This is a genomic window from Peribacillus sp. FSL E2-0218 (genome assembly GCF_037992945.1).
Lineage (GTDB): Bacteria > Bacillota > Bacilli > Bacillales > DSM-1321 > Peribacillus > Peribacillus simplex_B.
The window spans coordinates 624,072-650,573 of the sequence record NZ_CP150304.1 but is presented as its reverse complement, the minus strand read 5'-3'; the positions used below and the strand labels follow the sequence as shown (position 1 = coordinate 650,573).

26 protein-coding genes are annotated in these 26,502 nt (G+C 43.3%); 9 read left to right on the top strand and 17 right to left on the bottom strand.

Translation table 11 applies throughout. The annotated features are described in order from the left end of the window. Positions 1–68: 68 nt before the first annotated feature. From MHI53_RS03090 to MHI53_RS03070, 5 genes are all read right to left on the bottom strand, one after another. Entirely contained in the window at positions 69–1,049 is a 981-nt protein-coding gene (locus MHI53_RS03090) for a tRNA-dihydrouridine synthase (protein ID WP_198512469.1), read from the bottom strand. A 234-nt stretch (positions 1,050–1,283) separates the two neighbouring features. Next, complete coding sequence (rlmD, locus tag MHI53_RS03085) at positions 1,284–2,672, bottom strand: 23S rRNA (uracil(1939)-C(5))-methyltransferase RlmD (protein ID WP_340372729.1); 1,389 nt, start codon at positions 2,670–2,672, stop codon at positions 1,284–1,286. Next, entirely contained in the window at positions 2,669–3,553 is an 885-nt protein-coding gene (locus tag MHI53_RS03080; RefSeq protein WP_340372728.1) for a DNA-3-methyladenine glycosylase, read from the bottom strand. Before MHI53_RS03080 ends, rlmD begins: the two co-directional genes overlap by 4 nt. A 127-nt stretch (positions 3,554–3,680) precedes the next feature. Beyond that, a complete protein-coding gene (pdaA, locus tag MHI53_RS03075; RefSeq protein ID WP_061143635.1) occupies positions 3,681–4,466 on the bottom strand; it encodes a delta-lactam-biosynthetic de-N-acetylase in 786 nt (261 codons plus the stop codon). A 260-nt stretch (positions 4,467–4,726) separates the two neighbouring features. Then, on the bottom strand, positions 4,727–4,912 hold the full coding sequence (locus MHI53_RS03070) for a hypothetical protein (protein ID WP_061143622.1): 186 nt from the start codon (positions 4,910–4,912) through the stop codon (positions 4,727–4,729). A 112-nt stretch (positions 4,913–5,024) separates the two neighbouring features. Between MHI53_RS03070 and MHI53_RS03065 the strand changes: the two genes are divergently transcribed. Continuing rightward, the gene (locus tag MHI53_RS03065; RefSeq protein WP_185113129.1) at positions 5,025–5,162 is read left to right on the top strand and encodes a hypothetical protein; all 138 of its coding nucleotides are present in this window, start codon (positions 5,025–5,027) and stop codon (positions 5,160–5,162) included. 48 nt (positions 5,163–5,210) lie between these two features. On the opposite strand, the gene MHI53_RS03060 is transcribed toward MHI53_RS03065, so the two are convergent. Together MHI53_RS03060 and MHI53_RS03055 are read right to left on the bottom strand one after the other, a co-directional pair. Beyond that, entirely contained in the window at positions 5,211–6,779 is a 1,569-nt protein-coding gene (locus tag MHI53_RS03060) for a fumarate hydratase (protein WP_340372727.1), read from the bottom strand. Between the two features lie 296 nt (positions 6,780–7,075). Next, on the bottom strand, positions 7,076–7,264 hold the full coding sequence (locus MHI53_RS03055) for an SE1561 family protein (RefSeq protein WP_061143624.1): 189 nt from the start codon (positions 7,262–7,264) through the stop codon (positions 7,076–7,078). Between the two features lie 151 nt (positions 7,265–7,415). On the opposite strand from MHI53_RS03055, the gene yfkAB reads away from it, so the two are divergent. Further along, a complete protein-coding gene (gene yfkAB / locus MHI53_RS03050; protein ID WP_340372726.1) occupies positions 7,416–8,543 on the top strand; it encodes a radical SAM/CxCxxxxC motif protein YfkAB in 1,128 nt (375 codons plus the stop codon). A 35-nt stretch (positions 8,544–8,578) separates the two neighbouring features. Here yfkAB and MHI53_RS03045 read toward each other — a convergent pair whose 3' ends face one another. Then, positions 8,579–9,391 carry a YfkD famly protein gene (locus MHI53_RS03045; protein WP_061143626.1) on the bottom strand — a complete coding sequence of 271 codons (813 nt, stop codon included), beginning with the start codon at positions 9,389–9,391 and terminating at the stop codon, positions 8,579–8,581. A gap of 459 nt (positions 9,392–9,850) precedes the next feature. Continuing rightward, complete coding sequence (gene cax / locus MHI53_RS03040; protein WP_061143636.1) at positions 9,851–10,909, bottom strand: calcium/proton exchanger; 1,059 nt, start codon at positions 10,907–10,909, stop codon at positions 9,851–9,853. A 190-nt stretch (positions 10,910–11,099) separates the two neighbouring features. Here cax and MHI53_RS03035 point away from each other — a divergent pair, with 190 nt between their 5' ends. The 3 genes from MHI53_RS03035 to MHI53_RS03025 all read left to right on the top strand — a co-directional run bounded on the left by MHI53_RS03035 (position 11,100) and on the right by MHI53_RS03025 (position 16,169). Further along, entirely contained in the window at positions 11,100–12,266 is a 1,167-nt protein-coding gene (locus MHI53_RS03035; protein ID WP_340372725.1) for an MFS transporter, read from the top strand. A gap of 338 nt (positions 12,267–12,604) precedes the next feature. After that, positions 12,605–14,527 (top strand): heavy metal translocating P-type ATPase, encoded by a 1,923-nt coding sequence (locus MHI53_RS03030; protein ID WP_061143628.1) that lies wholly within the window; start codon positions 12,605–12,607, stop codon positions 14,525–14,527. A 316-nt stretch (positions 14,528–14,843) separates the two neighbouring features. Next, on the top strand, positions 14,844–16,169 hold the full coding sequence (locus MHI53_RS03025) for an IS1182 family transposase (protein ID WP_340372724.1): 1,326 nt from the start codon (positions 14,844–14,846) through the stop codon (positions 16,167–16,169). A 329-nt stretch (positions 16,170–16,498) separates the two neighbouring features. On the opposite strand, the gene MHI53_RS03020 is transcribed toward MHI53_RS03025, so the two are convergent. Next, on the bottom strand, positions 16,499–17,338 hold the full coding sequence (locus MHI53_RS03020) for a YihY/virulence factor BrkB family protein (RefSeq protein WP_340372723.1): 840 nt from the start codon (positions 17,336–17,338) through the stop codon (positions 16,499–16,501). 16 nt (positions 17,339–17,354) lie between these two features. After that, entirely contained in the window at positions 17,355–17,756 is a 402-nt protein-coding gene (locus MHI53_RS03015) for a hypothetical protein (RefSeq protein WP_061142547.1), read from the bottom strand. Between the two features lie 230 nt (positions 17,757–17,986). Between MHI53_RS03015 and MHI53_RS03010 the strand changes: the two genes are divergently transcribed. From MHI53_RS03010 to mobB, 3 genes are all read left to right on the top strand, one after another. Beyond that, positions 17,987–18,211, top strand: coding sequence for a DUF1128 domain-containing protein (locus tag MHI53_RS03010; protein ID WP_061142548.1), 225 nt, complete (start codon positions 17,987–17,989; stop codon positions 18,209–18,211). 92 nt (positions 18,212–18,303) lie between these two features. Continuing rightward, positions 18,304–19,569, top strand: a complete 1,266-nt coding sequence (glp, locus tag MHI53_RS03005) for a gephyrin-like molybdotransferase Glp (protein WP_340372722.1) — start codon at positions 18,304–18,306, stop codon at positions 19,567–19,569. Then, complete coding sequence (gene mobB / locus MHI53_RS03000; protein WP_340372721.1) at positions 19,551–20,129, top strand: molybdopterin-guanine dinucleotide biosynthesis protein B; 579 nt, start codon at positions 19,551–19,553, stop codon at positions 20,127–20,129. Before glp ends, mobB begins: the two co-directional genes overlap by 19 nt. Before the next feature lie 151 nt (positions 20,130–20,280). On the opposite strand, the gene map is transcribed toward mobB, so the two are convergent. From map to MHI53_RS02970, 6 genes are all read right to left on the bottom strand, one after another. Next, entirely contained in the window at positions 20,281–21,027 is a 747-nt protein-coding gene (gene map, locus MHI53_RS02995) for a type I methionyl aminopeptidase (protein WP_061142551.1), read from the bottom strand. A 116-nt stretch (positions 21,028–21,143) separates the two neighbouring features. After that, positions 21,144–21,659 (bottom strand): type 1 glutamine amidotransferase domain-containing protein, encoded by a 516-nt coding sequence (locus MHI53_RS02990; RefSeq protein ID WP_061142552.1) that lies wholly within the window; start codon positions 21,657–21,659, stop codon positions 21,144–21,146. Between the two features lie 194 nt (positions 21,660–21,853). Then, positions 21,854–22,129 (bottom strand): late competence development ComFB family protein, encoded by a 276-nt coding sequence (locus MHI53_RS02985; RefSeq protein ID WP_061142553.1) that lies wholly within the window; start codon positions 22,127–22,129, stop codon positions 21,854–21,856. Positions 22,130–22,173: 44 nt separating this feature from the next. Continuing rightward, a complete protein-coding gene (motB, locus tag MHI53_RS02980) occupies positions 22,174–22,929 on the bottom strand; it encodes a flagellar motor protein MotB (protein WP_061142554.1) in 756 nt (251 codons plus the stop codon). After that, positions 22,922–23,713, bottom strand: coding sequence for a flagellar motor stator protein MotA (motA, locus tag MHI53_RS02975; protein ID WP_061142555.1), 792 nt, complete (start codon positions 23,711–23,713; stop codon positions 22,922–22,924). Before motA ends, motB begins: the two co-directional genes overlap by 8 nt. Before the next feature lie 286 nt (positions 23,714–23,999). Then, positions 24,000–25,097 (bottom strand): AbrB family transcriptional regulator, encoded by a 1,098-nt coding sequence (locus MHI53_RS02970; RefSeq protein WP_340372720.1) that lies wholly within the window; start codon positions 25,095–25,097, stop codon positions 24,000–24,002. A 388-nt stretch (positions 25,098–25,485) separates the two neighbouring features. On the opposite strand from MHI53_RS02970, the gene mreBH reads away from it, so the two are divergent. Beyond that, a complete protein-coding gene (gene mreBH, locus MHI53_RS02965; protein WP_061142557.1) occupies positions 25,486–26,493 on the top strand; it encodes a rod-share determining protein MreBH in 1,008 nt (335 codons plus the stop codon). Positions 26,494–26,502 lie beyond the last annotated feature (9 nt).

Sequence of the window (26,502 nt, the reverse complement as noted above, 5' to 3'; positions counted from 1 at the left end):
AGCTGAAAATCCGGGAACCATTACGGATTCCCGGATTTTCAGTTTCATCACGACAAACCTTTTGCGAGTCATCTCAGTTCACTGTCGCCGTTTTGTTTTCCAAAGTTATCAAGCAATGCACGCACTTCATCAGTTGATTTCGTATTCATTAACTGGTTTCTTAGTTCACCAGCTCCGCGGAATCCTTTGACGTAAATTTTGAAAAAGCGATGAAGCCCTGTGATGGAACGTGGCAGCACTTCCGCATATTGATCTTGAAGATCAAGCTGCAGCCTTAAAAGATCAAGGTATTCTTTACTGCTATGCTCTTTTGGTTCTTTTTCAAAAGCGAAAGGATTCTTAAAAATGCCTCGCCCGATCATAACGCCATCAATCCCATATTTTTCAGCAAGCTGGAGTCCGGTTTGACGATCCGGAATGTCTCCATTGATTGTTAGTAGTGTATTGGGTGCAATGCGGTCACGTAATTTTTTGATTTCCGGAATGAGTTCCCAATGTGCATCCACTTGGCTCATTTCCTTTCTTGTACGTAAATGAATGGAAAGGTTCGCAACATCCTGTTTCAAAATATGCGTTAGCCACTCCTCCCACTCATTCACATCCTCAAAGCCAAGTCGTGTTTTCACGCTGACAGGAAGTCCGCCCGCTTTTGCCGCTTGGATAAGATCTGCCGCAGTATCTGGACGCAGAATAAGGCCGCTGCCTTTCCCTCTCGAAGCCACATTCGGTACAGGACAACCCATATTGATATCGATTCCTTTAAACCCAAGCTCCGCCATGCCAATACTCATTTGACGGAAATAATCGGGATTATCCCCCCAAATATGTGCCACCATTGGCTGTTCATCTTCTGTAAACATCAAGCGGCCACGCACACTTTTCATCCCCTCTGGATGACAATAGCTATCCGAGTTTGTAAACTCCGTGAAAAATACATCCGGTCGACCGGCTTCACTTACTACGTGACGAAAAACAACATCAGTCACATCTTCCATTGGTGCCAGTACAAAAAATGGCCGTGGTAAATCACGCCAAAAATTATCTATCATTACAAACTCAAATCCTCTCACTATGGATAAAATTTCAAACTCTCATTTAGAAAATAAGCAGTCAAATGCTACACTTCTTTTACACGTATATCATGCTTAATAATTCATTATCAAACACAAGAACATTTACAATTCGTGAAAATCGGCAATGTTTATTTTAACGAAAATCGGTCATGAATGGTAGCCTTCCTATTCAGACAAATACAATAAGGAAAAGGCAACTCCCGTATCGGGTTAGTTGCCTTCTTTTAAGATGAGTTGCGAGACACACTCCACATGGCTCGTTTGCGGGAACATGTCCACAGGCTGTATGGATTGCACCTCATAAATGGTGCTCAATTCCTGCAGGTCCTTTGCCAGTGTGGACGGGTTGCAGGAAACGTACACAATCTTTTTCGGTTTTGCCTTCAAAATTGTTTGAAGCAGCGCTTGATCGCAGCCTGTTCTTGGCGGATCGACGACGAGTATGTCCGGCTTCCAGCCCTCTTTGATCCAGCGAGGCAGGATGTTTTCAGCTTTTCCTGTTTCGTAGTGCATGTTGCTTCGCTTATGTTTTTTTGCATTTTTCTTGGCGTCTTCAATCGATTCTTTGATGACATCCATTCCACGAACCTCTTTAGCCTCTTCAGAAAGCCATAGTCCGATCGTTCCGACTCCGCAATAGGCATCGACAACTTTTTCCGTACCGGTCAGTGCTGCTGCCTTTTTCACTTCATCATACATGCGGACCGTTTGGACAGGATTAAGCTGGAAGAAGGTACGGGCTGATAGTTCGTATGATAAGTCACCCAATGTTTCGTTGATGACTTTTCCGCCAGCAAGATGAATCGTTTTCTCACCAAATATAAGCGAGGTATTTCGGTTGTTGATGTTTTGTACGACTGATTTCACTTCAGGAAGCTGATCGCGAATTTGTTTAAGCAGCTGATCCTTTTGGGGAATTTCTTCCGCTCCCGTCACAAGGACGACCTGCACCTCGCCAGTTTCAAAGCCTACCCGTGTGATGACCGTACGGATTACGCCCTTTCTTTTTCTTTCGTTATAAATCGAGATGTTCAGGTTTTTCAGGATCTTTTTCACTGTACGTGTCACTTTATTGGTTGCCTTATGCTGTACAAGGCAGTTCGGGATGTCGATCAATGTATGGGAATTCAAACCGTATAGGCCCGCAATCAATTTTCCATCTTTTTGACCGACCTGGTACTGACTTTTATTCCGGTAATTCCAAGGGTTTTCCATGCCGATCGTTTCTTTTATATTTAATGAAGAAACCGGAAGTTTCGTATGACGCTCCATCGCTTGAATGACGATATCGCGTTTTTCAACAAGCTGCTGGTCATAGCTTAAATGCTGTAATTGACAGCCGCCGCATTCTGCGTAAACCGGGCAGGGCGCGGTGATTCGGTGCGGTGATTCTTTCCGGATGGTTTTAATTTTCGCCTCGGTGAAGTTTGGCTGTACCTTTGTGACCGAGGCTACAATTTCCTCACCTGGCAAGGCTCCTGGGACGAAGACGACCTTCTTTTTAAAATAACCGACTCCCTCTCCGTTAATGCCAAGTCTTTTAATGGTCAATGGAAGGGTTTGGTTCACTTCCAGTTGGGTATCTTGAATATTTGTCATTTCTTTTCACTCCGTTTTTCAATGCTTCTCCATAAATAGAGGGAAGCGTAGCTTAGATATGGAGCCCAGTTGACACTATAGGTCTCCATTTCTTCTTGGGTCGGCTTTTGCGGTAAGCCATATAAAATTTTCAGTGCATTTTGAATGCCTATATCAGCTTTAGGAAATAGATTCGGCCTTCCGAGTCCGAAAAGCAGAAAGTTTTCAGCCGTCCATCTGCCGATACCGCGTATTTTTATTAGTGTATCCAGAACTTCTTGATCGGATAGCTTTTCCAATACATCAAGTTGGAGATGACCTTGGGTGATTTGCTCGGAAAGGCCGATGACGTATTCCGCTTTTCGCCCGCTGAACTGAATCGCTCTCAATTGCTCGATCCTAAGTTGGGCGGTCGTCGCCGGTGTGGGATAGAACCAGGCACCATCCATTTGGTAACCAAAGGTTTTTACGAATCGTTCCGTGAGCGTATGGGCAAAGGATAAATTTAATTGCTGATGTATGATGCATTTGACGAGGCAGCTGTAGTAATCGAAATCCAGAACAATCGCCGTTCCCCGATGTTCTTCGAAGATATCACTCAAATCGGATTCCCGGAAATGCCGGGATACGCCTTCCAATGGCTGATGCCAATGAAAGACCTTTTTTAACCGTTCAATTGCTTTAGACTTGTACGCCTCTGAATGACCTTTAATGATAAAGAAAGGCTCATCGATGCTTCCGATTGCCTGAACCTGTAAAACGATAGGTTCTTTTTCTATATAAAGCGGAACTTTTACCGTCCTGTTCGTAAAATCAACTACTTGAAGTGGGTCTAACGATAACCGTTCGAGAACTAGATCGAAATTATAAGGCCCTTGAACCTGTAATTTTTCAGTCCACACAACTGATCCATCCTTTAGCAGTTTTCCACGTATTATAGCACGTTTCCTGAAATAATACTTGGAATTGAGGATAATGGAAAAAAGCGGGACCTGAAATGTCGCTACAGGTACCCGCTTTTTTCCATTATTAATACAGCATTCTGCTTGGCAATTGTTTTTCAATCATCAAATTATCCAGACTGCTGAAAGTATACCCTCGCTTTTCAAGATCCGTCAAAATTGAGTCCAGTGCGTCCGCATTATCTTTGGAAACTGTATGGAGCAATAAAATGGCACCTGGATGAATCTGCTTCAGCACTTCATCATGAGCGAAAGCCGCTCCCTTCTGCTGGTCTACGATCCAGTCTTTATAGGCAAGCGACCAAAAAATGTGGTAATACCCTTCCTTCTTGGCGACCTCCATCGTTCTTTCATTGAACACCCCTCGAGGAGGACGCAAATAATTCATTTCCTTTTGCCCCGTTAACTTCTCCGTCGCTTTTTTAACCCGCTCCAGCTCGGTGCGGATCACATCGTCCGTGACGCTCGTCATATCAGGGTGGTTCCAGGAATGGTTCCCGACGATATGACCTTCATTTGCCATCCTTACAACTAGCTCAGGCGCCGTTTTCAAATAATGTCCCGTAACGAAAAAAGCCCCAGGCGCCTTATGTTTCTTCAGAACATCCAGAATCTGTGCCGTATAACCATTTTCATACCCGTTATCGAACGTCAAATATATATCCTTCTTCGTTGTATCCCCTTTATAAATCGCTTCATATTTAGGCAGCATTTCATTGAAGTTTTTTCCTGCATCGGCAGGTAGCTCATTTTTCCCTTTATTGAAACCCCAATTATAGGATTCCGCAAAAGCCGGGCTCCCCAAAGAGCAGATCAAGCAAACGAGAACAGTTAACATCGCCTTTTTTTTCATTGGAATATCCCCCATGTCCTTTTTCTTAGTGTTTGGAACATGAAGATTTATATGCATGCTATCGTTGGTCGATTTTCCCTCGCGTTTGGACGGATTATTGGCGGGACGGACGGATTCTTTCCAAGTTGGGACAAATTCTTTTCGGGCTCAACCGGATTATTGCCTTCAAGGATACATTTTTCCGGGTGCGAATCCAACATACAAATCTGATTGAACAAAAAAAGGGCCATTCCTCCAAAAAGGATTGGCCCCCCTGTTTTTTATCCTTTAAATAACGCCTGTGCCGCCTTCCAGACGATGGCAATTGCGAAAATGATAACGATTACAATTCCGACTACATCTAGGAATGTTTCAAGACCGGAGAAAATGGTACCAGCTACAGGAAGTTGGATGAAAGCAAAACCGGTTAGCATGGCAATAAAGAATAAGAAGTAATTATTCTGCATGAAAATCCCCCCTTTCTCTATTAATGTATGTGCGTCCGTTCCAAAAGATTGTACCTTTCAGAGGCAATTATCGCCTTTTTTTTCATATACATGTACGGAGGGGGCGGATGACATGCTTGAATGGGTAATTACGTTGGGTTTCGTTGGTGGTCTAGGCTTAGGTGCAGGGTTGTTTGTTCATTTTGTGAATAGTGGTTTGAATTTAGAGGATTCAACAAAGGTCGATCCATTGCCTGATATAGAGGAATAAAGTCTAAAAAGACGCTCAGCCGATTTGGTGAGCGTCTTTTCCATATATTTATTTAAATACTGCTTCTTTAAATTGTGCCAGCTTCTCCAATGAAGATTGCTGAACATCTTTGTGCAGGCTATTTCCATGTGAATCCATGGTAACAACGGCTGTGAATCCTTCGACATTCAGATGCCACATCGCTTCTGGAATGCCAAATTCGGTGAAGTTCACACCTTCGACGGATTTGATGCAATCTGCATAATATTGGGCAGCGCCGCCGATTGCGTTGAGATAAACACCTCCGTGTTCACTTAGTGCCTCTAGGGTTTTTGGTCCCATTCCACCTTTGCCGATAACGGCACGTATGCCGAATCGTTTCATGATATCGCCTTGGTAAGGTTCTTCGCGAATACTTGTTGTCGGTCCTGCAGCCTTCACATGCCATTTACCTTCCTCATCCTTCAGCATGACCGGTCCACAATGATAGATGATTTGACCATCAAGATCAATTGGGGCAGGGTTTTCAGATAAGTGCTTGTGGATGGCATCCCGGCCGGTATACATCCTGCCGGTAATATGAACTACATCCCCCACTTTCAATTCACGAATTTGTTCCTCCGTTATGGGTGCTTGTAAGGTAATTTCGCGTGGAGCTTCAACGTCTGATTCTACAGCTGCCGCCACTTCTTCCTTAGCCGCTTTTTCAGCTTCTAGAGCAAAGTCGATTTTTTCGCCTTCTTGATATAACCATTCATTGATTTCACCTGTTTTAGGGTTCACTTTCACTCCTAAACGGCGGAATGCCCAGCAATTGTAGGCAACGGAAACAAAAAAGCTTGCCGGAATACGGTGCATGACACCGATTTTACAGCCTAGCAGCGTGGTTTCGCCGCCAAAGCCCATCGTTCCGATTCCCAACTCATTGGCTGTCTCCATGATGTACTCTTCAAGCTTGCGAAGATCTTCATTCGGATTCACATCTTCATTACTGCGGAAAAGTTGGGCTTTAGCCAAGTCATATCCGGATGAACGGTCCCCCCCGATACCTACCCCGATGAAGCCGGCACTGCAGCCTTGTCCTTGTGCTTGGTAGACGGAGTGCAGGACACATTTGCGGATTCCGTCCAAGTCACGGCCTGCCTTTCCCAATCCTTCAAGCTCCATAGGAAGACTGTACTGGATATTTTTATTTTCACATCCGCCACCTTTTAAAATCAGGCGGACATCGATGTAGTCTTTTTCCCACTGATCGAATTTCATGACAGGAAGACCTTCCCCAAGGTTATCCCCGCTATTTTCACCCGATAGGGAGTCAACGGCGTTAGGACGAAGCTTTCCGCCTTTCGTCGCTAAAATGATGGCATTTCGAATCGCTTTTTTTATTTCAAGTTGGTTCACGCCAACTGGAGTTTTAATTTTGAAAGTCGGCAGACCTGTATCTTGGCAAATCGGAGATACATTGTCGTCAGCCATCGTAATATTATTGGTGATGGTATCCAAGCTCAAGGCTGAACGAGTACCAGCATTTTCACGCTGCTTAGCGTTTTTGACCGCCCGACGAACATCCTTTGGAAGATTCGTTGAAGTTTCAACGATAAGGCTGTACATACTTTCTTGGAATTTTTGAATATCCAAATTTCTCTTCCCCCTCTTATTTCCCCTATATTTAAACCTTTTCCCTGCTTCTCTGTTAAAAACGAATGTTACAACACCCGTTTTATTATACATCTAACATATTCTTTCGAAAACAAGTAATTGTTTTTCTTAATGAAAAGCCATTTTGGCGGTAAATGAATCATGGAACGAAATAACAGAATGCAAAAATGGAGGATGAATCAGTGTTTATATCAAGGAAAAAAGGGATGGCATATGTTGCTTGCCATCCCTTCATGAATAAAAATATCGAAAACATCATATTATCGAAACAGATATCATTCTTCCTCGCGGGTTTTGAATTGTTCGACTTTCCCTTCCAAATCATCTAACATGCCGATCAAGCGGTCTATATCTTCCAATTCCGTATTTTCCGGTTCGATATGGTCCAAAACCTCCATAAACATCGTGAGGCGTTCTTTTAAATAAGTTAATTGTTCGTTTTTACCTGTAATGGATTTTCCCATGAGGCACTCTCCTTCCATTCTCCATATCATCGTAACGAAATCTGCATGAAAGTGCAATGGCAAGCTAAAATGCAGCTCTTCGCCATTTGACAATTTTTGTCCGCATTGTTCATAATGAGTTAGTGCACTATTACGTAAGGAGTTTTAATACATGTCAATAATCAAGCAAGATCTTTTAACACCAATTACACCCAAGTATGATCCTTGGGAAGCATATATGGACGTTGAACAATATGGGAAGATCAATTTGACCAATGTGGAGTTCACCACCACAACCCTTTGCAATATGCGTTGCGAGCATTGCGCTGTCGGCTACACCCTGCAGCCAAAAGACCCGGATGCCCTTCCTTTGGAATTGCTGATTCAACGGCTTGATGAAATCCCTTTGCTTCGCTCACTCAGCATAACAGGCGGGGAACCGATGCTATCAAGGAAACAAGTCAGGAATTATGTATTGCCTCTATTGAAATATGCCCGAAGCAGGGGAGTGCGGACACAAATCAATTCCAACCTTACCCTTGATTTGGAACGGTACGAGGAAATCATTCCATATTTGGATGTGCTGCACATTTCCCATAACTGGGGAACGATTGATGAATTCATTGATATCGGCTTCGCCATGATGGATCGTAAACCATCACGGGAACAGCGTAAGAAATTATTTGATAAAATGATTGAAAATTCCCGTGCCCTCACAAAAGCTGGTGTACTGGTGTCGGCAGAAACGATGCTCAATAAACGGACTTTGCCGCATCTTGAGCATATCCATAGACAGATCGTTGATGAAATGGGCTGTCAAAGGCATGAAATACACCCGATGTATCCGAGTGATTTCGCATCGGCTCTTGAGACTTTATCCTTGGACAAAATGCGGGAAGCGATTCATCATTTGCTTGATATCCGTGATGAAAATGTCTGGATGCTCTTCGGTACATTGCCATTTTATCCTTGTAATGATAATAAAGAGGATATAGAACTGCTTCAGCGCCTTTATGAGACGCATAAAGTGACAGTCCGCAACGACCCTGATGGACGGTCACGCTTGAATATCAACATTTTTACGGGTGAAGTCATCGTGACCGACTTCGGCGATGCGCCGACCTTGGGTAATATTAAAGACCAGCCATTGACCGAATCATATGACACCTGGATGAATTCGAGACTGGCCAATGAATTGAACTGCCACTGCCCGGCAGTCAAATGCCTGGGTCCTAACGTTCTCGTCAAAAACGCCTATTATCCGAAGGAAGACTTCCGGACAAGAAGCTCAAACATATGAGAAAGAACTCGCCAATCAAGGCGAGTTCTTTTCATTTACCTAGGCTGCTGCGATACGGTGAAGCTGAAGGAAACATGGTCCTGAACCGGTATCCAGGCCCCGATGCCCTGTGAAGTGATGTTCTTGATCGTAATCGTTCTTTTATTGCCCTTCAAGTTCAAATATACTTCCCCATAAGTGACCTTGCCTTTTTCATTTACTGCCGAGGCATAGCTGGATAAGTAACCGATCCTGTTCGAAGCCACATTGTATACTTCATCCTTTTTCGTGCCAGCTCCGATGATCGTTTCGAAGGCCAATGGCAAATTCGTCTTTTCCGTAGCCTTCAAGAGCATCATCTTCTGGACATCCTCGGCCTTCGGGATTTTAGCGGTCAAACCTCCGCTTACTACCTTCTGGCTTTCCTGGACATAACGGATCCTGTATGGGACTTCCCCGCCCCGATTATCATAATAATTCATATTGATCTTTTGATATTCCCAGTTCGGGGCCGTTTCCGATGACTCATAATTCAATGCCCAATGACCAAGATAAATGGTCGCCCTGTAACCAAAAGCAAGCGGAGCCTTTGCAATTGCCGATTCATTCAACATATGGATAAGTTCTGGATTTTCAATCTTGATATCAGACGAATCGATCAATTGTTCGGCAAACTTACTCGGCTGCAGCATCGGAAGATCTTGCGTCGAGTTAGGGTATGTGTTTTCCTTGGCAATATTCAATACGGAAGGCGGGATATTCACCTTAGTCGGAGCTGCCTTATCTCCCGGTTTATCGGCCGCAAAGCTAACATTCGCCTGAATGAAAGCAATTAGCGCAATCATTGTACAAAGAATTATTCTTCTCATGCTGTCGCACTCCTTTTCAAGGGTTCAATCATTTTGTTTATAGATTTTGTTTTTAGGCAGCATATTATACATTTCAATCAAATGTCGATTTTGTAATGCATTTGTAAAGTTCAGAATATTTACTTTTCTTTCAGTATCTGTTATACTTCATTTACATTATAAAAAGGAGGCGAAATCGTTCATACCTATTACACATTCAGGGGGTATGCTTATCGAACAATCCATGACACCTTTTTAAAGGATAACAGAAAACGAAATCGCCAATACTTAAATCTGATGTAAAAGGATGGTGTAACACTCTAGAATATTTCTCAACTTTCACAAAGCATGATGAAAAATTTTGGAATAACTTATGAATGGTAATTTACTAATATAGAAATGACTCTGCTAAATCTAACCTGAGCAGAGTCATTTTTATTTATACAAAAACGACCTTCCGCGTTGGAAGGCCTTGTATTCCTATAATAAGTAAAAGCCAATGCCCATAATGAAATAGGCAGCCAATAGCGTTAGCCCCTCAAACCAGTTCGTTTCCCCATCATTCGATATCATGATCATCAAAAAGACGGCTGTAACCATTGAAATGAGCTCTGGCCATGTGAAAACAAGCGGCATATGCGTCGGATACATTAACGAAATCAGCACGAGTACAGGCGCTACGAACATCGCGACTTGAAGCGTGGAACCGACCGCAATCTCCACAGCGACATCCATTTTATTTTTATACGCCATAATAACGGCGGATGCATGCTCAGCTGCGTTACCTACAATCGCAACGATAATGACACCGATGAATAACTCCGTCCATCCGAAGGTTTCCCCCACTTCGCTGAACGTATGGACAAGTTTCTCCGATACATAAGCAACAGCCAAAGTAGCAAGGGCAAGAACGATAATGGCCTTCTTCTTGCTCCACTCCGGCACTTCATCTTCATGCTCCTCTTTTTTCTCATTATGCTGATAGACCCCGCGGTGAGTAACCAATTTAAAGAATAATGCAGCAAGGTATAATAAAATCAAAATGATCGAGATTCCGACACTTAACGACATGGTGCTTGTTTCACTCATGTTTTGTGTGAATACTTCCGGGATCACGAAGGCCACAATAACAGCGAAAATCAACAACCCCGCATTATGTCTCGCATCGAAAACGTTGAATTTCTGCCGTTTGTATTTGGTACCACCGATAAAGAAGGATAATCCCGCCACCAACAACAGGTTTCCTAAAACCGAACCCGTCAAAGAAGCCAGTACGACCCCCACAAGTCCCGCTTTCAAAGAAAAGATGGAAATGATCAATTCGACTGCATTACCAAAGGTAGCATTCAAGAGCCCGCCTATCCTCGGCCCCATGACAATCGCTAAACTTTCTGTCGCCCTTCCCATGAATCCTGCAAGCGCGATGATCGTCAAGCAATATACGATGAACATGATTACACTTGGCCAATGCAGCAAAGAACCAATGACGGATAAAGGGACACCCAGTACGACAAGTCCCAAAAATATTTTATTCACGATACTTCTCCTCACAATCTTATATGTACTTTTTATATAACAAAAACAATCATACATAATCTTACGTCATTGCCAAAGGAAAATTTTATCACAGCACTCCTTCTTGTCAATATTTACCCAATATTTAATTGCTTAACCCTGTCCTTAGGATGTAACATCAACAAGGTACACATTTCTTAGGAGACATGAATATATGAATCATAAACTGCTTATACGTGTTTTAATCTTAATTGTCGGCATATCGGGTTTTTCTCAAGGAATGCTCTTGCCGGTCATTGCCATCATCTTTGAAAGTGACGGAATCAGCTCTTCCTTAAACGGATTTCATGCTGCCTCGCTTTATATTGGGATTCTGTTGATTTCTCCATTTATGGAAGCGCCCCTCCGTAAATATGGATATAAACCATTGATATTATTTGGGGGAGCGACCGTCATCCTTTCTTTGGCCCTATTTCCTGTATGGGAATCATTCTGGTTTTGGTTCCTCCTGCGCTTCTTCATCGGCATCGGCGATCATACACTTCACTTTGCCACCCAGACCTGGATCACCGCTATTTCCCCAAAAGCGAAGCGAGGAAGGAATCTTGCCATTTACGGCCTTTTCTTCAGCCTTGGCTTCATGGTTGGTCCGCTAATGACGAAGCTTCTCGAGTTCAATCAATCATTACCTTTCATCATCACATCCATAATCAGCCTGCTCACTTGGTTAACCGTTTTCTTGATTAGAAATGAGCTTCCTGAACAGGATGAATTAGAAAACGCGTCATTTCTTGGCACACTCAAAAGGTTTACGAAGGTGAGCCGCATCGCTTGGGTTGCTTTTTTATTGCCATTCACGTTTGGTGTGCTCGAAGCTTCATTGAATAGCAACTTTCCAGTATTCGCATTGCGATCGGGAATCGATTTAACCGCCGTGTCGATTATCATTCCGGCATTTTCAGGAGGTACGCTGCTTACACAGATTCCGATTGGTATGCTCAGTGATCGATATGGACGGCGAAAGACGCTGCTGTTCATCATTTTTTCAGGATTCACCATATTCACTATAGCAGGACTCTACTCCCATTCCGTGCTCGGCCTTTTCCTCTGCTTTATGCTTGGCGGAATGATGCTCGGTTCGACTTTCTCGCTAGGTATCAGTTATATGGCAGATTTATTGCCTCGTAATCTTTTACCTGCAGGAAATTTGTTATGCAGTATCTTTTATAGTCTTGGCAGCATCGGCGGTCCATTCTTTGGCGGCCTTATCATCGAGCATTCACAGGGTGGGGATTTTTTCTACATGATCAGTATCATGCTTTTCCTGGTCTTCCTTGCATTGGCTATTTTCAAGGAAAAGTTGCCTGCAAAAGACATGTAGTTTAGTTTATTATCTGAACTACTTCATTTATTATTCAACCGTCATACACCATTTAACAATCAAACTTTCAGATTGCAATCACTAACACTTTATATTTTTTCCTACATTAGAATCATTCTTCTTTATTTTCGAATAGGATATGTGGTATTATAATATTATCAAAATGAACAACGCGTAAAGAAACCCTTAAAAACATTGCTGTCATCACAATTCCGATGACAGCTTTCATATTTTACGGAGAAAAATGACGTTGATTATCTTTCTCAATTAGACAGGATGCTAATGATAATCTATATCAATTACACATAAATAGAGAAGAAAAGTGGGAGGGAAATTTTATGATTACAGAAACGAAACAATTAACCCAACCGGCGGCGGCTTGCAAAACCACCTGGTTGGAAAAGGCAAAACCACATATGGAACTTATCGCTGCATTATTCAGCGGTTTATTGATAGTAGTGGGCTGGGTCCTTTCAAAGAATGGCATGGAATCCACCTCCATCGCCATTTACTTGGCCTCTTTCCTGATTGGCGGCTATGCCAAAGCAAAAGAAGGCATCGAAGATACGATTGCCGACCGCGAACTGAATGTTGAAATGCTGATGATTCTAGCGGCCATCGGTTCGGCAATCATTGGCTATTGGACCGAAGGCGCGATATTGATATTCATATTTGCTTTAAGCGGTGCACTCGAAACGTACACGATGAATAAAAGCCATAAAGAAATATCAGCTCTTATGGATCTGCAGCCGGAAGAAGCACTGCGCATCACAAACGGATATGAAGAAACCGTATCCGTTTCCCAGCTTCATATCGGGGATTTGATCTTGGTTAAACCAGGGGAGCGAGTGCCATCGGACGGAAAAATCATTGATGGACGTACAAATATCGATGAAGCCGCCATCACTGGTGAATCAATCCCAGTCAGTAAATCATTGGATGATGAGGTATTTGCCGGAACGGTGAATCTTCGTGGCACGATTACCGTGGAAATTACCAAGCCAGCAAGTGAAACTTTATTTCAAAAAATCATTACTCTCGTGCAATCGGCTCAGAGCGAAAAGTCCCCTTCACAGCTGTTCATTGAACGGTTTGAAGGAACTTACGTAAAGGTCGTATTGACTGTGGTGGGCTTGATGATGTTCCTGCCCCACTTCTTATTGGCTTGGAGCTGGACGGAAACTTTCTACAGGGCGATGATCCTGCTTGTTGTCGCTTCACCTTGTGCCCTTGTGGCTTCCATTATGCCCGCTACCTTATCCGCCATTTCAAACGGTGCCCGTCATGGCATATTATTTAAAGGCGGTATCCATTTGGAGAATCTGGGTAACCTTCAGGCTATCGCTTTAGACAAAACCGGCACATTGACAAAAGGAAAGCCAGAAGTAACCGATGTCATCATCCGTGAAGGTTTGACTGAAGAGGATTTCTTGTTCCATGTTGCATCCGTCGAAAATTATTCGAACCACCCACTGGCAACATCGATCGTACGTTATGCGAAACCAAAATTGGCCACTGACATCATTAAACCAGAAAATATGGAAGATATTTCAGGTAACGGTGTTCAAGCTTATCTCAACGGTGTGCTTTGGAAAATCGGAAAAGCTGATTTCGTCGGCCGAACTGAAGCTGAAAATTTCAACGAAGGCATTGCACTGACATTGGCGGAACAAGGAAAGACGATCGTTTATGCAAAAGACGACAAAGGGATTGCAGGTATACTTACCTTGAAGGATGTCGTGCGTGCAGAAACCATCGCCGCCATCGAGGCTCTAAAAAATGAAGGCATCCATACAGTGATGCTGACAGGTGACGGGGAAAAGACTGCCAGGGCGATTGCTGCAGAGAGCCGAATTGATGGATATATCGCGGAATGCCTGCCTGAAACGAAAGTTCATGAAGTGAAAAGGCTGAAAGAGCAATTCGGCACTGTAGCCATGGTTGGGGATGGGATCAATGATGCACCTGCATTAGCAACCGCTTCTGTCGGAATTGCGATGGGTGAAGGGACGGATGTTGCCTTGGAGACAGCGGATGTCGTCCTGATGAAGAATGACCTGCCCCGCATTGCTGAAGCCGTCAAGCTATCAAAAAAAATGAATCGCATCATCAAACAAAACGTCATTTTTTCGATTTCAGTCATCATGATCCTGATCGCCTCCAACTTCCTTCAATTCCTAGACCTGCCCTATGGCGTCATCGGTCACGAAGGCAGCACGATTCTCGTTATCCTGAATAGCTTAAGGCTATTGAGAAACTAACTAAAAAAAGGAGCCCCAAGGCTCCTTTTTTCAGACTGTAGACAAACTCGATGAAAATCGAGTTTGTCTATTTTTATGGCCTGTACAATTTAGACGTTGATTTCCACTCCAGGCACTCGCTTTCCGCGGGCGGTCGGGGAGCCTCCTCGGCTTTGCCTGCGGGGTCTCCCCTAGACGCGCTTTTCCCGCAGGAGTCTCGTACCTTCCGTTCCAATCAACTTTGTCTTACCTTTTAGATAGAACACTTTTGACTGGAGTCATTTTTGTTTTAAAATTGAAGTATTAAAACTTGAGGTGATGAGGATGCTTTCTAAACATGATCACTATTCAGCGAGATCAACTTGAAATGATTACTTTAGATCAACTGGTGCCACCGAACCATTTGGTTCGTAAAATGGAGGCTGCCATTGACTTCACTTTCATTTATGACTTGGTGAAAGATATGTACTCAGAGGTAGGACGCCCAAGTATTGATCCAGTTATTTTAGTTAAACTGACTTTCATTCAATATACCTTCGGTATTCGTTCCATGCGTACCAATATGGCTTATCGTTGGTTCTTAGGCTATGGTTTCCATGATAAAGTGCCTCATTTCTCTACGTTCGGAAAAAATTATGAGCGACGCTTTAAAGATACAGACCTGTTTGAACAGATTTTCTGTCGCATTTTAATGACAGCTGCTAATAAAAAGGTAATAAGTGTAGAACACGTTTTCGTGGATTCCACACATGTGAAAGCCAGTGCGAATAAACGGAAATTTGAAAAGAAAATCGTTCGTAAAGAAACACGAGCGTATCAAGGACGTCTTCAAGAAGAAATCAATCAAGATCGTGAAAACCACGGAAAGAAGCCTTTTCCACCAGATAAATTTGATAAGGAAGAAACCAAAGCAATTAAAGAAAGTACTACGGATCCTGAGAGTGGCTACTATGTGAAAGATGAACGAACAAAACAGTTTGCCTATTCATTCCATGCGGCCGCAGACGGCAACGGTTTTGTATTGGGAACGATTGTAACACCTGGTAATACACATGACAGTCATATTTTGGAGCCACTTGTTGAGCAAGTGATTGAGAAAGTTGGAAAACCAGAAGCAGTTGCCGCAGATGCAGCTTATAAAACACCAGCGATTACAAGCTACCTATTTAACAAAGAAATCACACCTGCTTTACCCTATACACGTCCTCGTACAAAAGAAGGATTCTTTCGCAAACATGACTATGTTTACGATGAACACTTTGATTGTTACCTTTGCCCTTCGGGAGAAACTTTAAAGTACTCAACAACAAATAAAGAGGGCTATCGCGAGTACAAATCGCCCAAACAAATTTGTGCAACATGCTCATTTTTATCACGGTGTACGGAAAGCAAAGACCATCAAAAAGTAGTGACACGGCATATCTGGCAAGCATATGTGGAAGAAGCAGATCATCTGCGTCATCATCAAGAGGTAAAACCTATATATGCGAAACGCAAAGAAACGATTGAGCGTGTATTCGCAGATGCAAAAGAAAAGCATGGTATGCGTTGGACTACTTTAAGGGGACTTAAAAAATTGTCGATGCAGGCGATGCTTACTTTCGCTGCCATGAATGTAAAGAAGATGGCCACTTGGACATGGCAAGGTCCTAAAATGGCTTAACATAGTGGCTCGAAGAGCCCAAATCTCGTAACCTTTGGTCAAAATTTCAAAGGAATTTCAAAAGGGGTTCGGAATTTTTTAATTCCGAACCCCTTTTGTCTACAAACTGAAAGGAGCCCCAAGGCTCCTTTTTTTATGTTTAGCTCTTTAATGATACCCGTTCTTACCATTTGCAGAACCAGACGTTTTATGGTTCGAACCTTTTTTCCCTTTTTGCTTTGTGCTGCCATCCTTTTTACTCATGAAAAAACTCCTCCTCTACAAAAGTTGTCATTTCTTGAATAGTATCTGCGGCAGGATGGATCGCCATTACGGGAAGTCAAGGAAGTTCATTCACATTCTGGATTTTTCTTTTCGCTCAAAAGGGCATTTATTTCCCCGCCCAGGATGATGATGAGTCCTGATAAGTAAAACCAGACCATTAGAACGATGATTCCCCCAAGACTTCCGTATGTTGCGGAATAATTGGCGAATTTATCGACATAAAACGAAAACAAAAAGGAAACGAGGCTCCAGCCTGCCGTTGCAAAGATAGCACCAGGCAACACGGTTAAGCATTTCAGTTTCTTATTCGGTGCAATCCAGTAAAGGATTGTAAACACGATTAGAAATACAATCGTGCTGGCCACCCATCGCAATTGATTCCAAATGGTTAGAAACTCATCGGATTGTCCAATTTCAGAAAACAGGAATACTCCAATCTGCTTTCCGAATACCGGGAGCAGCAATACGACAACAAAAACAAAAATCATCGCTAAAGTGAGCAAAATCGACATTCCCCGGGAAATAAAGAAAGTTCGACTTTCTTTTACACCATATGCATGGTTAAATGCTTTTATGATTGCATTCATACCATTTGAGGCCGACCAAATCGTACCGATGATACCAAACGACAATAATGTACCGTTCGCCTCCATCACTTCCGATAAATTGGTTTCAATGATCTTCATCGAATCGTCAGGTGCGTAGGAACGGACCGTATTCAATATATCTTCTTGGGAAAATGGCAGATAGGCCAATAAAGTGAACAAAAATATTAATAACGGAAACAAGGAAAGCAAGAAGAAATATGACAGCTGAGCAGCTAATCCCGTCACTTCATCCATCTGTAACCGTTTTATGAAAGCCTTGAAGAATGAGCCTTTCAGCCATTCCTGTTTACTGGCCATATCTCCACTCCTTTTTCTAATTTAAGGGAACCCTTCCTTCCGGATCGTGATTCGCAGACGACTCACTCTCATTCTCTGACGTAAAGACTTCCTTCGTCTCCATCACCACATGGGCAACTTGCGCCGGAATATCTTTCATTTCCTCCACCTTTTGGGAAATGAAAGATACATCATCAGATATTTTTTCTACCGTTGAACGGACCTTCGTCGATGTTTCACGCACTTGCGAAAGAACCCCATTGGGATTCTTTACGAATTCACTCATAGTACCTATGCAGCTTTTACCGTTTTCCAATACAGACATACGCGTCGTTTTATCAAAAAGGCTCACCACAGCCCCTGCAACCGCCCCAATAAAGACCGCTTGCATAAATTTGCTTTTCTTGGCACTCTTATATTCTTCTCGAATGTTGCTCATATATTCTCCTCCTCTTCATATATTGATTGATGGATAATGGTATCTATCTCCATTATACAATGTTTATATAAGTTTTTTCCTATCTTTTCCCAAACCCACTCACTTTAAAACGCGGAGATAATCGAGAGAATTGGGTTTCATGCTTGCATTCAGCTCCAAAATCCATTGACTTCTAAGGGCAATCATGCAAAGATGAAAATAATTTAGGAACGTTTGAGAGGATGAGGGAAATGGATTTAACTCAAAACACGGCAGAAAGTGTCGAGTTTATGGTGGAAGCGATAAAGGACAAATTAAAAGTGATGAATTTCGGTGCAATCAAATCAACCCATTTTGATATCGAGATGTATGAAGAGCTTCATGACATTTATCAGATGGTCATGAAAAAAACGAACTTCAGTGTCCGTGAAATGGAAGCGATCGCCGAAGAACTCGGCAGACTGCGCAATAAGTGAACGATTAAATCCTCCCAATATGGTGAGGATTTTTCTTTTTTTTTGGATTTCTGCTACATTTGATATATGAATAAGAGACAGGAGTGGAAAGCATGGTGGAAAGAAGAACGCCGATCAGTATATCAGCAGCAGTCAATAAAGTGATGGAAAATAAACTAGCGGGACAAATGGAATGGGTGCCCTTGGAAGAAAGCCAGCATCGTTTTTTGGCACAAGATATTACTGCTACACATGATGTTCCGCATTTCAACCGCTCCCCTTATGATGGCTACGCTCTCAGGTCAATCGATACCGTCGAAGGTTCCGTACATAGCCCTCTCACGTTCGAGGTGGTGGAGGCGTTGGCTGCGGGTATGGTATCGACCATCCCCGTACAGCAAAACCAAGCCGTAAGAATCATGACCGGAGCTCAAATGCCCGCTGGATGCGATGCCGTGATCATGCTTGAGCTTACAAAGGAATCGGAAGTGGACGGAAAGAAATACATATCATTCAAACGCTCCCTTAAGGAAGGGGAAAATGTATCCTTTCAAGGCGAGGACGCACGACATGGGGATATCCTAGTGAAAAAAGGTACAAATATCAATCCAGGAATCATTGGATTGCTTGCAACTTTCGGTTATGCAGAAGTTCCTGTCGCCGCAAAGCCTGTCGTTGGATTATTCGCTACAGGATCGGAACTTCTCGATGCTCACGAACCCTTGCAGCCAGGGAAAATCCGCAATAGCAACTCACATGCCATCTCCGCCCAAATTCACAGGGCTGGAGGAGAAGTCCGTTACTATGGGAAGCTTAAGGATGAGTTCGAAGCGAGCTACGCTGCCATTTCAAAGGCCTTGGAAGAAGTCGATTTGCTCATCACGACTGGTGGCGTATCCGTCGGTGACTTTGACCTTCTTCCTGATGTTTATCAAAAACTTGGAGCTGATGTGTTATTCAACAAGGTGGCCATGCGCCCCGGAAGCGTTACGACTGTAGCCGTTTATCAAAATAAATTTTTATTCGGCTTATCCGGTAATCCCTCTGCCTGTTATGTCGGCTTTGAACTTTTTGCAAGACCGATCATCCGGGCGATGCTGTTTTCCGAACAGCTGCATTTACGCAAAGAAACAGCTCGATTGGCAAAGGACGTCTTAAAGCCCAACCCATTTACACGTCTTCTGAGAACACGATTTTATTACGAAGCAGGTCAATTGAAGGTAACTCCAAGCGGTGTCGATAAATCCAATATTACCACTAGCTTGGCAGGTGCCAATTCACTGACCATCCTACCAGGCGGGACGAGGAATTTTCATACGGGTGACATCGTGGAAATCCTGTTGCTGGAGGACCAGGAAGGTTGTGGTTGGCCGTGGTGAAGCCCTTTGTTTTTCAGGTTGTCGGCTACCAGAATAGAGGAAAGACGACCTTCATAAAGAAGGTCATCGAAAAGCTCCGCAAAGTGAAAGTGGAGGTCGCCGTGCTAAAGCACCACGGCCATGGCGGAAAACCAGATATCGCTAATTTGAAGGATTCCCATAATCACTTTCAAGCTGGCGCAGTGGCTTCACTTGTTGAAGGGGACGGTACCATGGAATTGCTCGGCAACCTCAACGCTGGAGCTTCCATTACTGAGCTGATTCAATTATTGGGGCTATTTCATCCTGATGTGATTTTAATTGAGGGGTATAAACAAGAGGACTTTCCTAAGGTAATTCTAATAAAAGAAGAAAGTGATCTCATTTTATTGGAAACGCTTTTGAATGTCAAAGCGGCGATAGCATGGCCTGAATGCCTTGAGCGAACCATGAATCATGCGACCGTACCCGTCTTCCCCTTGGATGCGGATCTTTTCTTTGAATGGTTTTTAGAACGAATTTTAAAATGGCACAATGCCCGTTCAATAGTTTTAAGAAAAATGGACGAAGGAGATCAATGAATCGAACGCTTCTTCTTCGCGATTGGCCATGTGCAACTGTTTTATTAAAACTTTTATAACGGTATGCCTTCCTCTTCGATCCTCCATTAAAAAGGTCTCGGAATGAGCCCATTCCGAGACCTTTTTGAAAGTATCATGCAGATTTAAAATTTCATTGCTCCGTTAGAATAAGCGGACCGTTTTTCGTGATGGCGATCGTGTGCTCATATTGGGCCGAGTATTTCCCGTCTGCGGTGGAAGCCGTCCATCCATTCGCATCCCGGCTGGCCTTATATGTACCTACGTTGACCATCGGCTCGATCGTGAACACCATGCCTTCCTTAAGGCGCGGGCCTTTATTCGGCAGCCCATAATGAGGAACCTGCGGCTCTTCATGAATGACATTTCCAATTCCATGTCCAATGAAATCGCGAACGACCGAAAAGCCCTCCGCCTCGACATAAGTTTGGATCGCATGACCGATATCACCGATCCGATTGCCTACCAGACTAACTTCGATCGCCTTATATAAAGATTCCTTCGTCACTTGCACCAAATGTTCCGTTTCCTTCGAAACCTTTCCGACCGTATACGTCCAGGCCGAATCGGCAAGGGCGCCATTATAATTGACGACCATGTCAATCGTCACGATATCTCCATTTTTCAAAGGGGTTTTACGGGGGAAGCCATGGCAGATTTCTTCATTTATACTTGCACATGTCGCATATTCATATCCTTTGTATCCTTTTTGTTCCGGCTTCGCGCCATGTTTTTTTAGGAATCCTTCAACAAATTCCTCTATTTCCCACGTAGTCACACCAGGAACGATCATTTTTGCAATCTCCCTATGACAAGCGGCCAATATTTTACCTGATTCGTGCATCGCTTGAATTTCACGTGCAGACTTTAATACGATCAATCGTGACACTTCCTTTTTTATTCGTCTCTCCTTATATTTTACTGCAAAGATGGGAGTATATGAATCCTTTAAAGCTTATTACAAAAAAAATCCCGGCAGCTGCCGGAATTTTTTTATTATTTCAATAAGTTTAACGCTTCCCGGTTAAATGCAGGAAGATCTTCCGGCGTCCTGCTGGTTACAAGTTGGTTGCCGCAAACCACAACCTCCTTGTCCAAATATGTCGCACCTGCATACTCCATATCGACTTTAATCGAGGTATAGCCAGTTGCGTGGCGCCCTTCAAGTGCCTTGGCCGTAATCAGCAGCTGAGGTCCGTGACAAATCGCAAAGACTGGTTTTCTATCATCCATGAACGCTTTGACAAATGTTACGAAGCGTTCGTCAGCACGCAGCTGGTCAGGCGAGAAACCGCCCGGAATGAACAATGCATCAAAATCCTCTGGTTTCACTGAATCGATGCTTTCATCAATCTTGACTTCCACTTCACCTTGTTTGCCTTGAACCGTTTTCCCTTTTTCCATTTCGATTGTCGTTACTGTATGGCCAGCTTCCTCAAATGCTCTAGCCGGTTCACTATACTCGGAATCCTCAAACATATTCGTTACTACACATGCAATTTTTTTACTCATATAAAATTCATCTCCTCATTTTTGATCGAATGAACCTACTTTGTACTTTATTTATCTTCCCTCCTGTACCGTAAATAAAACACATAAATCATAATCTTCCCTCCAACACGCGATACATTCTCCGCTGATCGCATCATTATTAGGCAAATCGAAAAAAGATAAGGCTGCTTGAACCTTATCTTCCCTCCTGCCAGTCAATGTTTAGGATATTGCCCCACAACGTGTATGGCATTGATGATCCTCTTATTGATCCATTTCCGGTTTTCTTCCGTATTCAAATTCTCGAATATCCGCCTACGTCCTTCTTCTGTCGTTACATAGTAATTGGGCATATTATTCAATGATAATGTGATGATGTCATTTTTACATTTGCCGCATGAACAAAATGTTTGGTATTCCATACCTGACATTAAAACCTGAACCCAAGTCACAACGATTTCTTCCATCACATTTGTATATTCTCGTTCCATGTATACTCCTTCAAAAGTAAAACCCGTCCATTCCAGACAGGCTTTCACTCATTTATTGCCGTCCGCGGGACTATCAGGATTTCAACTCTCCGATTTTTCGCCCTTCCTTTTTTCGTTTCATTAGAAGCAACCGGCTTGAATTCCCCATGTCCTTTAGCACTGAACATTTCAGGGTCCAACTCTTTATTTTCCAGAAGAAGTTTCATGAAATTCACGGAACGCATCACGCTCAGGTCCCAATTGGATTCGTATTGGTGGTTCTTGATCGGAATATTATCGGTATGCCCGCTAACGATGATGTTTCTCGGTAAGTCCATGACCAGCAAAACGGATATCTCCTTTGCGATTTTTCGGTTTTCGCTCCTAACCTCGGCAACACCTGATTCAAACAGAACATTTTCCCTTATCGATATCAACATGCCTTCATCCGTGAGGTTCGTTCCCAATTTATCAGTCAAATCATTCTTTTTGATATACGCGTCCACACGTTTCTTGACTTCTGTAAGCTCTTCCTGCTCATTTTTCCCTAATTTCTCCAGATCCTCCGCCCCTGCTTTTTGCTCAGGCGATGTCGGCTCATTGCTCGGGGAATCACTCGGGAAATCCATAAATCCCGTTCCGCTCGTAAACACCTGGTTAAATACGTTGGACAATTGCTGGAATTTCACTGCATCAACCGAGCTCGAAGCGAATAAAACGATAAAAAGAGCAAGAAGCAATGTTAAGATATCGGCATAGGGAACCAGCCACGATTCATCGATATGCTCTTCATGCCTATGTTTCTTTTTCCGCCTAGCCATCTTCTCTCACATCGCCTTCCAGCCACTTTTTACGATCTCCAGCAGGCAAATATGAGGTTAATTTCTGTTCAATCGTTCTTGGCGCTTCTCCTTCGATGATCGATAAAATCCCTTCTATCATCATTTCCTTGATCCGGACCTCCTGCTGCGATTTCCGCTTGAGCTTATTGGCAAAGGGATGCCATAACACATAACCCGTGTAAATCCCCATCAAGGTTGCAACGAACGCCGCAGATATCGCATGTCCCAATGCCTCCGTATCAGCCATATTCCCTAACGCTGCAATCAATCCGATTACTGCACCCAATACTCCAAGTGTCGGTGCATATGTACCCGCTTGAGTGAAAATCGCTGCACCGCTCAGATGGCGTTCCTCCATCGCATCGATTTCCTCCGCTAAAATATCCCGAATGTAATCAGCACTTTGCCCTTCAACAGCAAGATTCAAGCCATTTTTCAAAAAGGTATTATCGACTTGATCCGAAATGCTTTCCAATGCCAATAAGCCTTCTTTCCTGGCAATGACCGCCCATTCCGAAAATGTTTTGATTAATTCTTCCGGCTTCGTCAATTTTTGCTGCAAAAATAAAATCTTGAATATTTTTGGCAGTCTTTTTAATTCTGACAAAGGAAAAGCCGTTACGACAGCCGCAATCGTTCCTACAATAATGATCAAAATGGCGGCAGGATTGATCAACGCCGTTACACTTACGCCCTTCAACACCATTCCGACCAAGATGGCCACAATACCCAGTACTACGCCCAAAACTGATGTTATATCCATAATATTCACCCATTCATTTAAAATCTCGTCTTCTTTTTATATCGGTTGTTATGTGAAAAAAATGAGGATTATTTTACTATTCCGTTTTAAAATTCATTAAATCATCACAAAATCCATCTACTTTTCTCCTTACAAAGGGCCGTTTCACTAGCCTATTTCCTCAATTCAGATAAATTTTTTGCACGTGTATGAAATTTCAAGCCCCACCGTAAAAATTGAGGCCGTTTATATGGAAGGTTTGGATTTCCCTCGTGAATTTTTTGAATCGAAACAAAGGCAAAGCTAGTCAGCTTTGCCCTTGTTCCTGTTTTCGCTCGTTTCTTCCATCCAGCCATTTGATGACGGGTGAAAGAAGGAATAAAATGAATAATATCCTGAATAAGTGAAAGCTTGTGACAACGGATAAATCGACATGAACGGACATCGCTGTGACAGCCATTTCCGCCACACCGCCTGGCGCCATGCTCAGGAACAGTTCATTCGCCTGCAATGATAGCAGCGGAGCAAGCTGTATCGATAAAAAATAGCAAAAACCGATCAATAGGATATTACTTAAGAATACCGCTCCGAACATTTTTCTGAAAAGTCGTGGGTTATCAACCTTCAATGTGTAGCCTAAATGAGTGCCAATCAATAATTGTGACATGCTCAGCCAAAAGTCGGGTATTTGCGGGGCACCTGGTCCGACTAAATTGAATATTGCCGCAGCCATTAAGGGGCCGAGTAAAAAAGGCAACGGGAAATTCACTCTCTTTGTGATGAAGATGAATGATAGCAGGGTCACCAACATCATGATAGCCATTTTCCCGTCATAATCAAATAAGAAAAACGGCCGTTCAGCCATGGGCGCCACCGCACCTGATTCAACTGACATTACATGGGTCACCAGCCAGGGAACGATGGATATCACCAGAATGATCCGAAGGGTCTGCATGAAACCGACAACCGTTTCATCGCTATTCTTCATATCCTCACTTAAAACCACCATTTGGGAAAGTCCTCCGGGAAAACTGCCAAGCATGGAAGTGCTTGGCGATAGGTTCATCCGTTTCCCCACAAACCATCCGGTCACCATTGAAAAAAAAATGATGGCGATCGTCGTAAAAAGCATGACAGGCAAATATTCAACCATCTCGTTCAAGGATTGTTTCGTGAATGCACTGCCAAGTTGCAAGCCAAGAATGACCAGTCCAATGCTTCTGAAGGGCTTGGCCCAAAACATGTACTTCCTTAGCTTCACTTTCGCGATCATAACAACAAATAAAGGCCCAAGCATCCACGGCAAGTATACGCCAAGCCGATCAAACGTATAGCCGGCAAGGAAAGCGAGAATGGATGTAAAGATGACTTTAAAACTCTTACTCTCAATAAAATATGTACGCACAACATTACCTTCTTTATCGGATTTTCATCTATATCTTAACATAAAATGTACGGTTCCAAAGGTGCCCCACCTTGTTTAGGACATAAGCCAGGAATAAACAGGTATTAGTCGCTTCATTCATCCCCCTGATTTTTTCACTTCTCATTGCGCAGTTGCCCTGCTTTTTTTCAATCATGGAAGCCTATTGGCACGGGTCGCATCCACATGAAATATTCCATTCATGGCTCGTTCGCCAGCTTCAGCCATTACTATAATTCAACATCATTTTCCTATCGAAAAAGGAACGAGGTCACCCGTCTATTATTTACTAGAATTACCACCCCCATAAACCCCCTACAAAAGGTAGAATGAGTATATAGGGGTCAAACTCTTATGGAGGGGTGACTAAATGTTATCAAATACAGAAATAGGCATTGATTTAGGAACTGCAAATACGCTAGTTTACAGTAAAAATAAAGGAATCGTATTTAATGAGCCATCAGTGGTGGCCATTGATATAGAGACTAATAAAGTATTGGCAGTCGGTGTGGATGCAAAAAACATGATTGGGAAAACACCTGGAAATATCGTCGCAATTCGTCCGCTAAAGGACGGTGTCATTGCAGATTTTGACGTAACCGCGCAAATGCTTCGTGAAATCATGAAAAAAGCAAGCAAGGCCCTGGGCTTATCGCTCCGGAAGCCTAGTGTCGTGGTATGTACGCCATCAGGCTCAACGTCAGTCGAGAGAAGGGCCATTCAGGATGCAGTCAAAAGCTGCGGAGCCAAACAGGTCCATCTCATCGAGGAGCCGGTGGCGGCAGCAATCGGGGCAGGACTTCCTGTCGAGGAGCCCGTTGCCAATGTGATCGTCGATATAGGCGGCGGTACGACTGAGGTTGCGATCATATCATACGGCGGAGTGGTATCCTGCAATTCAATCAGAATTGGCGGGGATCAATTGGATGAAGATATCAGCCAATATGTCAGGAAAAAACATAATGTGCTGATTGGCGAAAGAACAGCCGAAGAAATAAAAAAAGAAATCGGCTATGCACTTGTTGAACATTCCGTGATGACGATGGAAGTCAGGGGCCGCGATCTTGTAACAGGCCTTCCAAAGCCCATTACCATATCATCCACTGACGTTCAGGCAGCCATCCAGGAATCGCTTCTTCATATATTGGAATCGATCAGGGCCACTTTGGAGGACTGTCCACCTGAATTAAGCGGGGATATCGTCGATCAAGGCGTCATCCTATCAGGCGGTGGTGCACTTCTCAACGGAATACAAGAATGGCTGACGAATGAAATTGTCGTCCCAGTCCAGCTTGCGGACAATCCGCTTGAATCAGTTGCCATCGGAACCGGCCTTTCACTTGAGGTCATTCATAAATTACAAAAAGCGGTATACTAGAACAAAAGG

What these genes read in the sequence shown, in the direction of transcription:
- MHI53_RS03090 (WP_198512469.1), bottom strand. Translation starts at nt 1,049, where the DNA reads ATGATAGATAATTTTTGGCGTGATTTACCACGGCCATTTTTTGTACTG.
- rlmD (WP_340372729.1), bottom strand. Translation starts at nt 2,672, where the DNA reads ATGACAAATATTCAAGATACCCAACTGGAAGTGAACCAAACCCTTCCA.
- pdaA (WP_061143635.1), bottom strand. Translation starts at nt 4,466, where the DNA reads ATGAAAAAAAAGGCGATGTTAACTGTTCTCGTTTGCTTGATCTGCTCT.
- MHI53_RS03070 (WP_061143622.1), bottom strand. Translation starts at nt 4,912, where the DNA reads ATGCAGAATAATTACTTCTTATTCTTTATTGCCATGCTAACCGGTTTT.
- MHI53_RS03065 (WP_185113129.1), top strand. Translation starts at nt 5,025, where the DNA reads ATGCTTGAATGGGTAATTACGTTGGGTTTCGTTGGTGGTCTAGGCTTA.
- MHI53_RS03055 (WP_061143624.1), bottom strand. Translation starts at nt 7,264, where the DNA reads ATGGGAAAATCCATTACAGGTAAAAACGAACAATTAACTTATTTAAAA.
- yfkAB (WP_340372726.1), top strand. Translation starts at nt 7,416, where the DNA reads ATGTCAATAATCAAGCAAGATCTTTTAACACCAATTACACCCAAGTAT.
- MHI53_RS03045 (WP_061143626.1), bottom strand. Translation starts at nt 9,391, where the DNA reads ATGAGAAGAATAATTCTTTGTACAATGATTGCGCTAATTGCTTTCATT.
- MHI53_RS03035 (WP_340372725.1), top strand. Translation starts at nt 11,100, where the DNA reads ATGAATCATAAACTGCTTATACGTGTTTTAATCTTAATTGTCGGCATA.
- MHI53_RS03030 (WP_061143628.1), top strand. Translation starts at nt 12,605, where the DNA reads ATGATTACAGAAACGAAACAATTAACCCAACCGGCGGCGGCTTGCAAA.
- MHI53_RS03025 (WP_340372724.1), top strand. Translation starts at nt 14,844, where the DNA reads ATGATCACTATTCAGCGAGATCAACTTGAAATGATTACTTTAGATCAA.
- MHI53_RS03020 (WP_340372723.1), bottom strand. Translation starts at nt 17,338, where the DNA reads ATGGCCAGTAAACAGGAATGGCTGAAAGGCTCATTCTTCAAGGCTTTC.
- MHI53_RS03015 (WP_061142547.1), bottom strand. Translation starts at nt 17,756, where the DNA reads ATGAGCAACATTCGAGAAGAATATAAGAGTGCCAAGAAAAGCAAATTT.
- MHI53_RS03010 (WP_061142548.1), top strand. Translation starts at nt 17,987, where the DNA reads ATGGATTTAACTCAAAACACGGCAGAAAGTGTCGAGTTTATGGTGGAA.
- glp (WP_340372722.1), top strand. Translation starts at nt 18,304, where the DNA reads ATGGTGGAAAGAAGAACGCCGATCAGTATATCAGCAGCAGTCAATAAA.
- MHI53_RS02990 (WP_061142552.1), bottom strand. Translation starts at nt 21,659, where the DNA reads ATGAGTAAAAAAATTGCATGTGTAGTAACGAATATGTTTGAGGATTCC.
- MHI53_RS02985 (WP_061142553.1), bottom strand. Translation starts at nt 22,129, where the DNA reads ATGGAACGAGAATATACAAATGTGATGGAAGAAATCGTTGTGACTTGG.
- motB (WP_061142554.1), bottom strand. Translation starts at nt 22,929, where the DNA reads ATGGCTAGGCGGAAAAAGAAACATAGGCATGAAGAGCATATCGATGAA.
- motA (WP_061142555.1), bottom strand. Translation starts at nt 23,713, where the DNA reads ATGGATATAACATCAGTTTTGGGCGTAGTACTGGGTATTGTGGCCATC.
- mreBH (WP_061142557.1), top strand. Translation starts at nt 25,486, where the DNA reads ATGTTATCAAATACAGAAATAGGCATTGATTTAGGAACTGCAAATACG.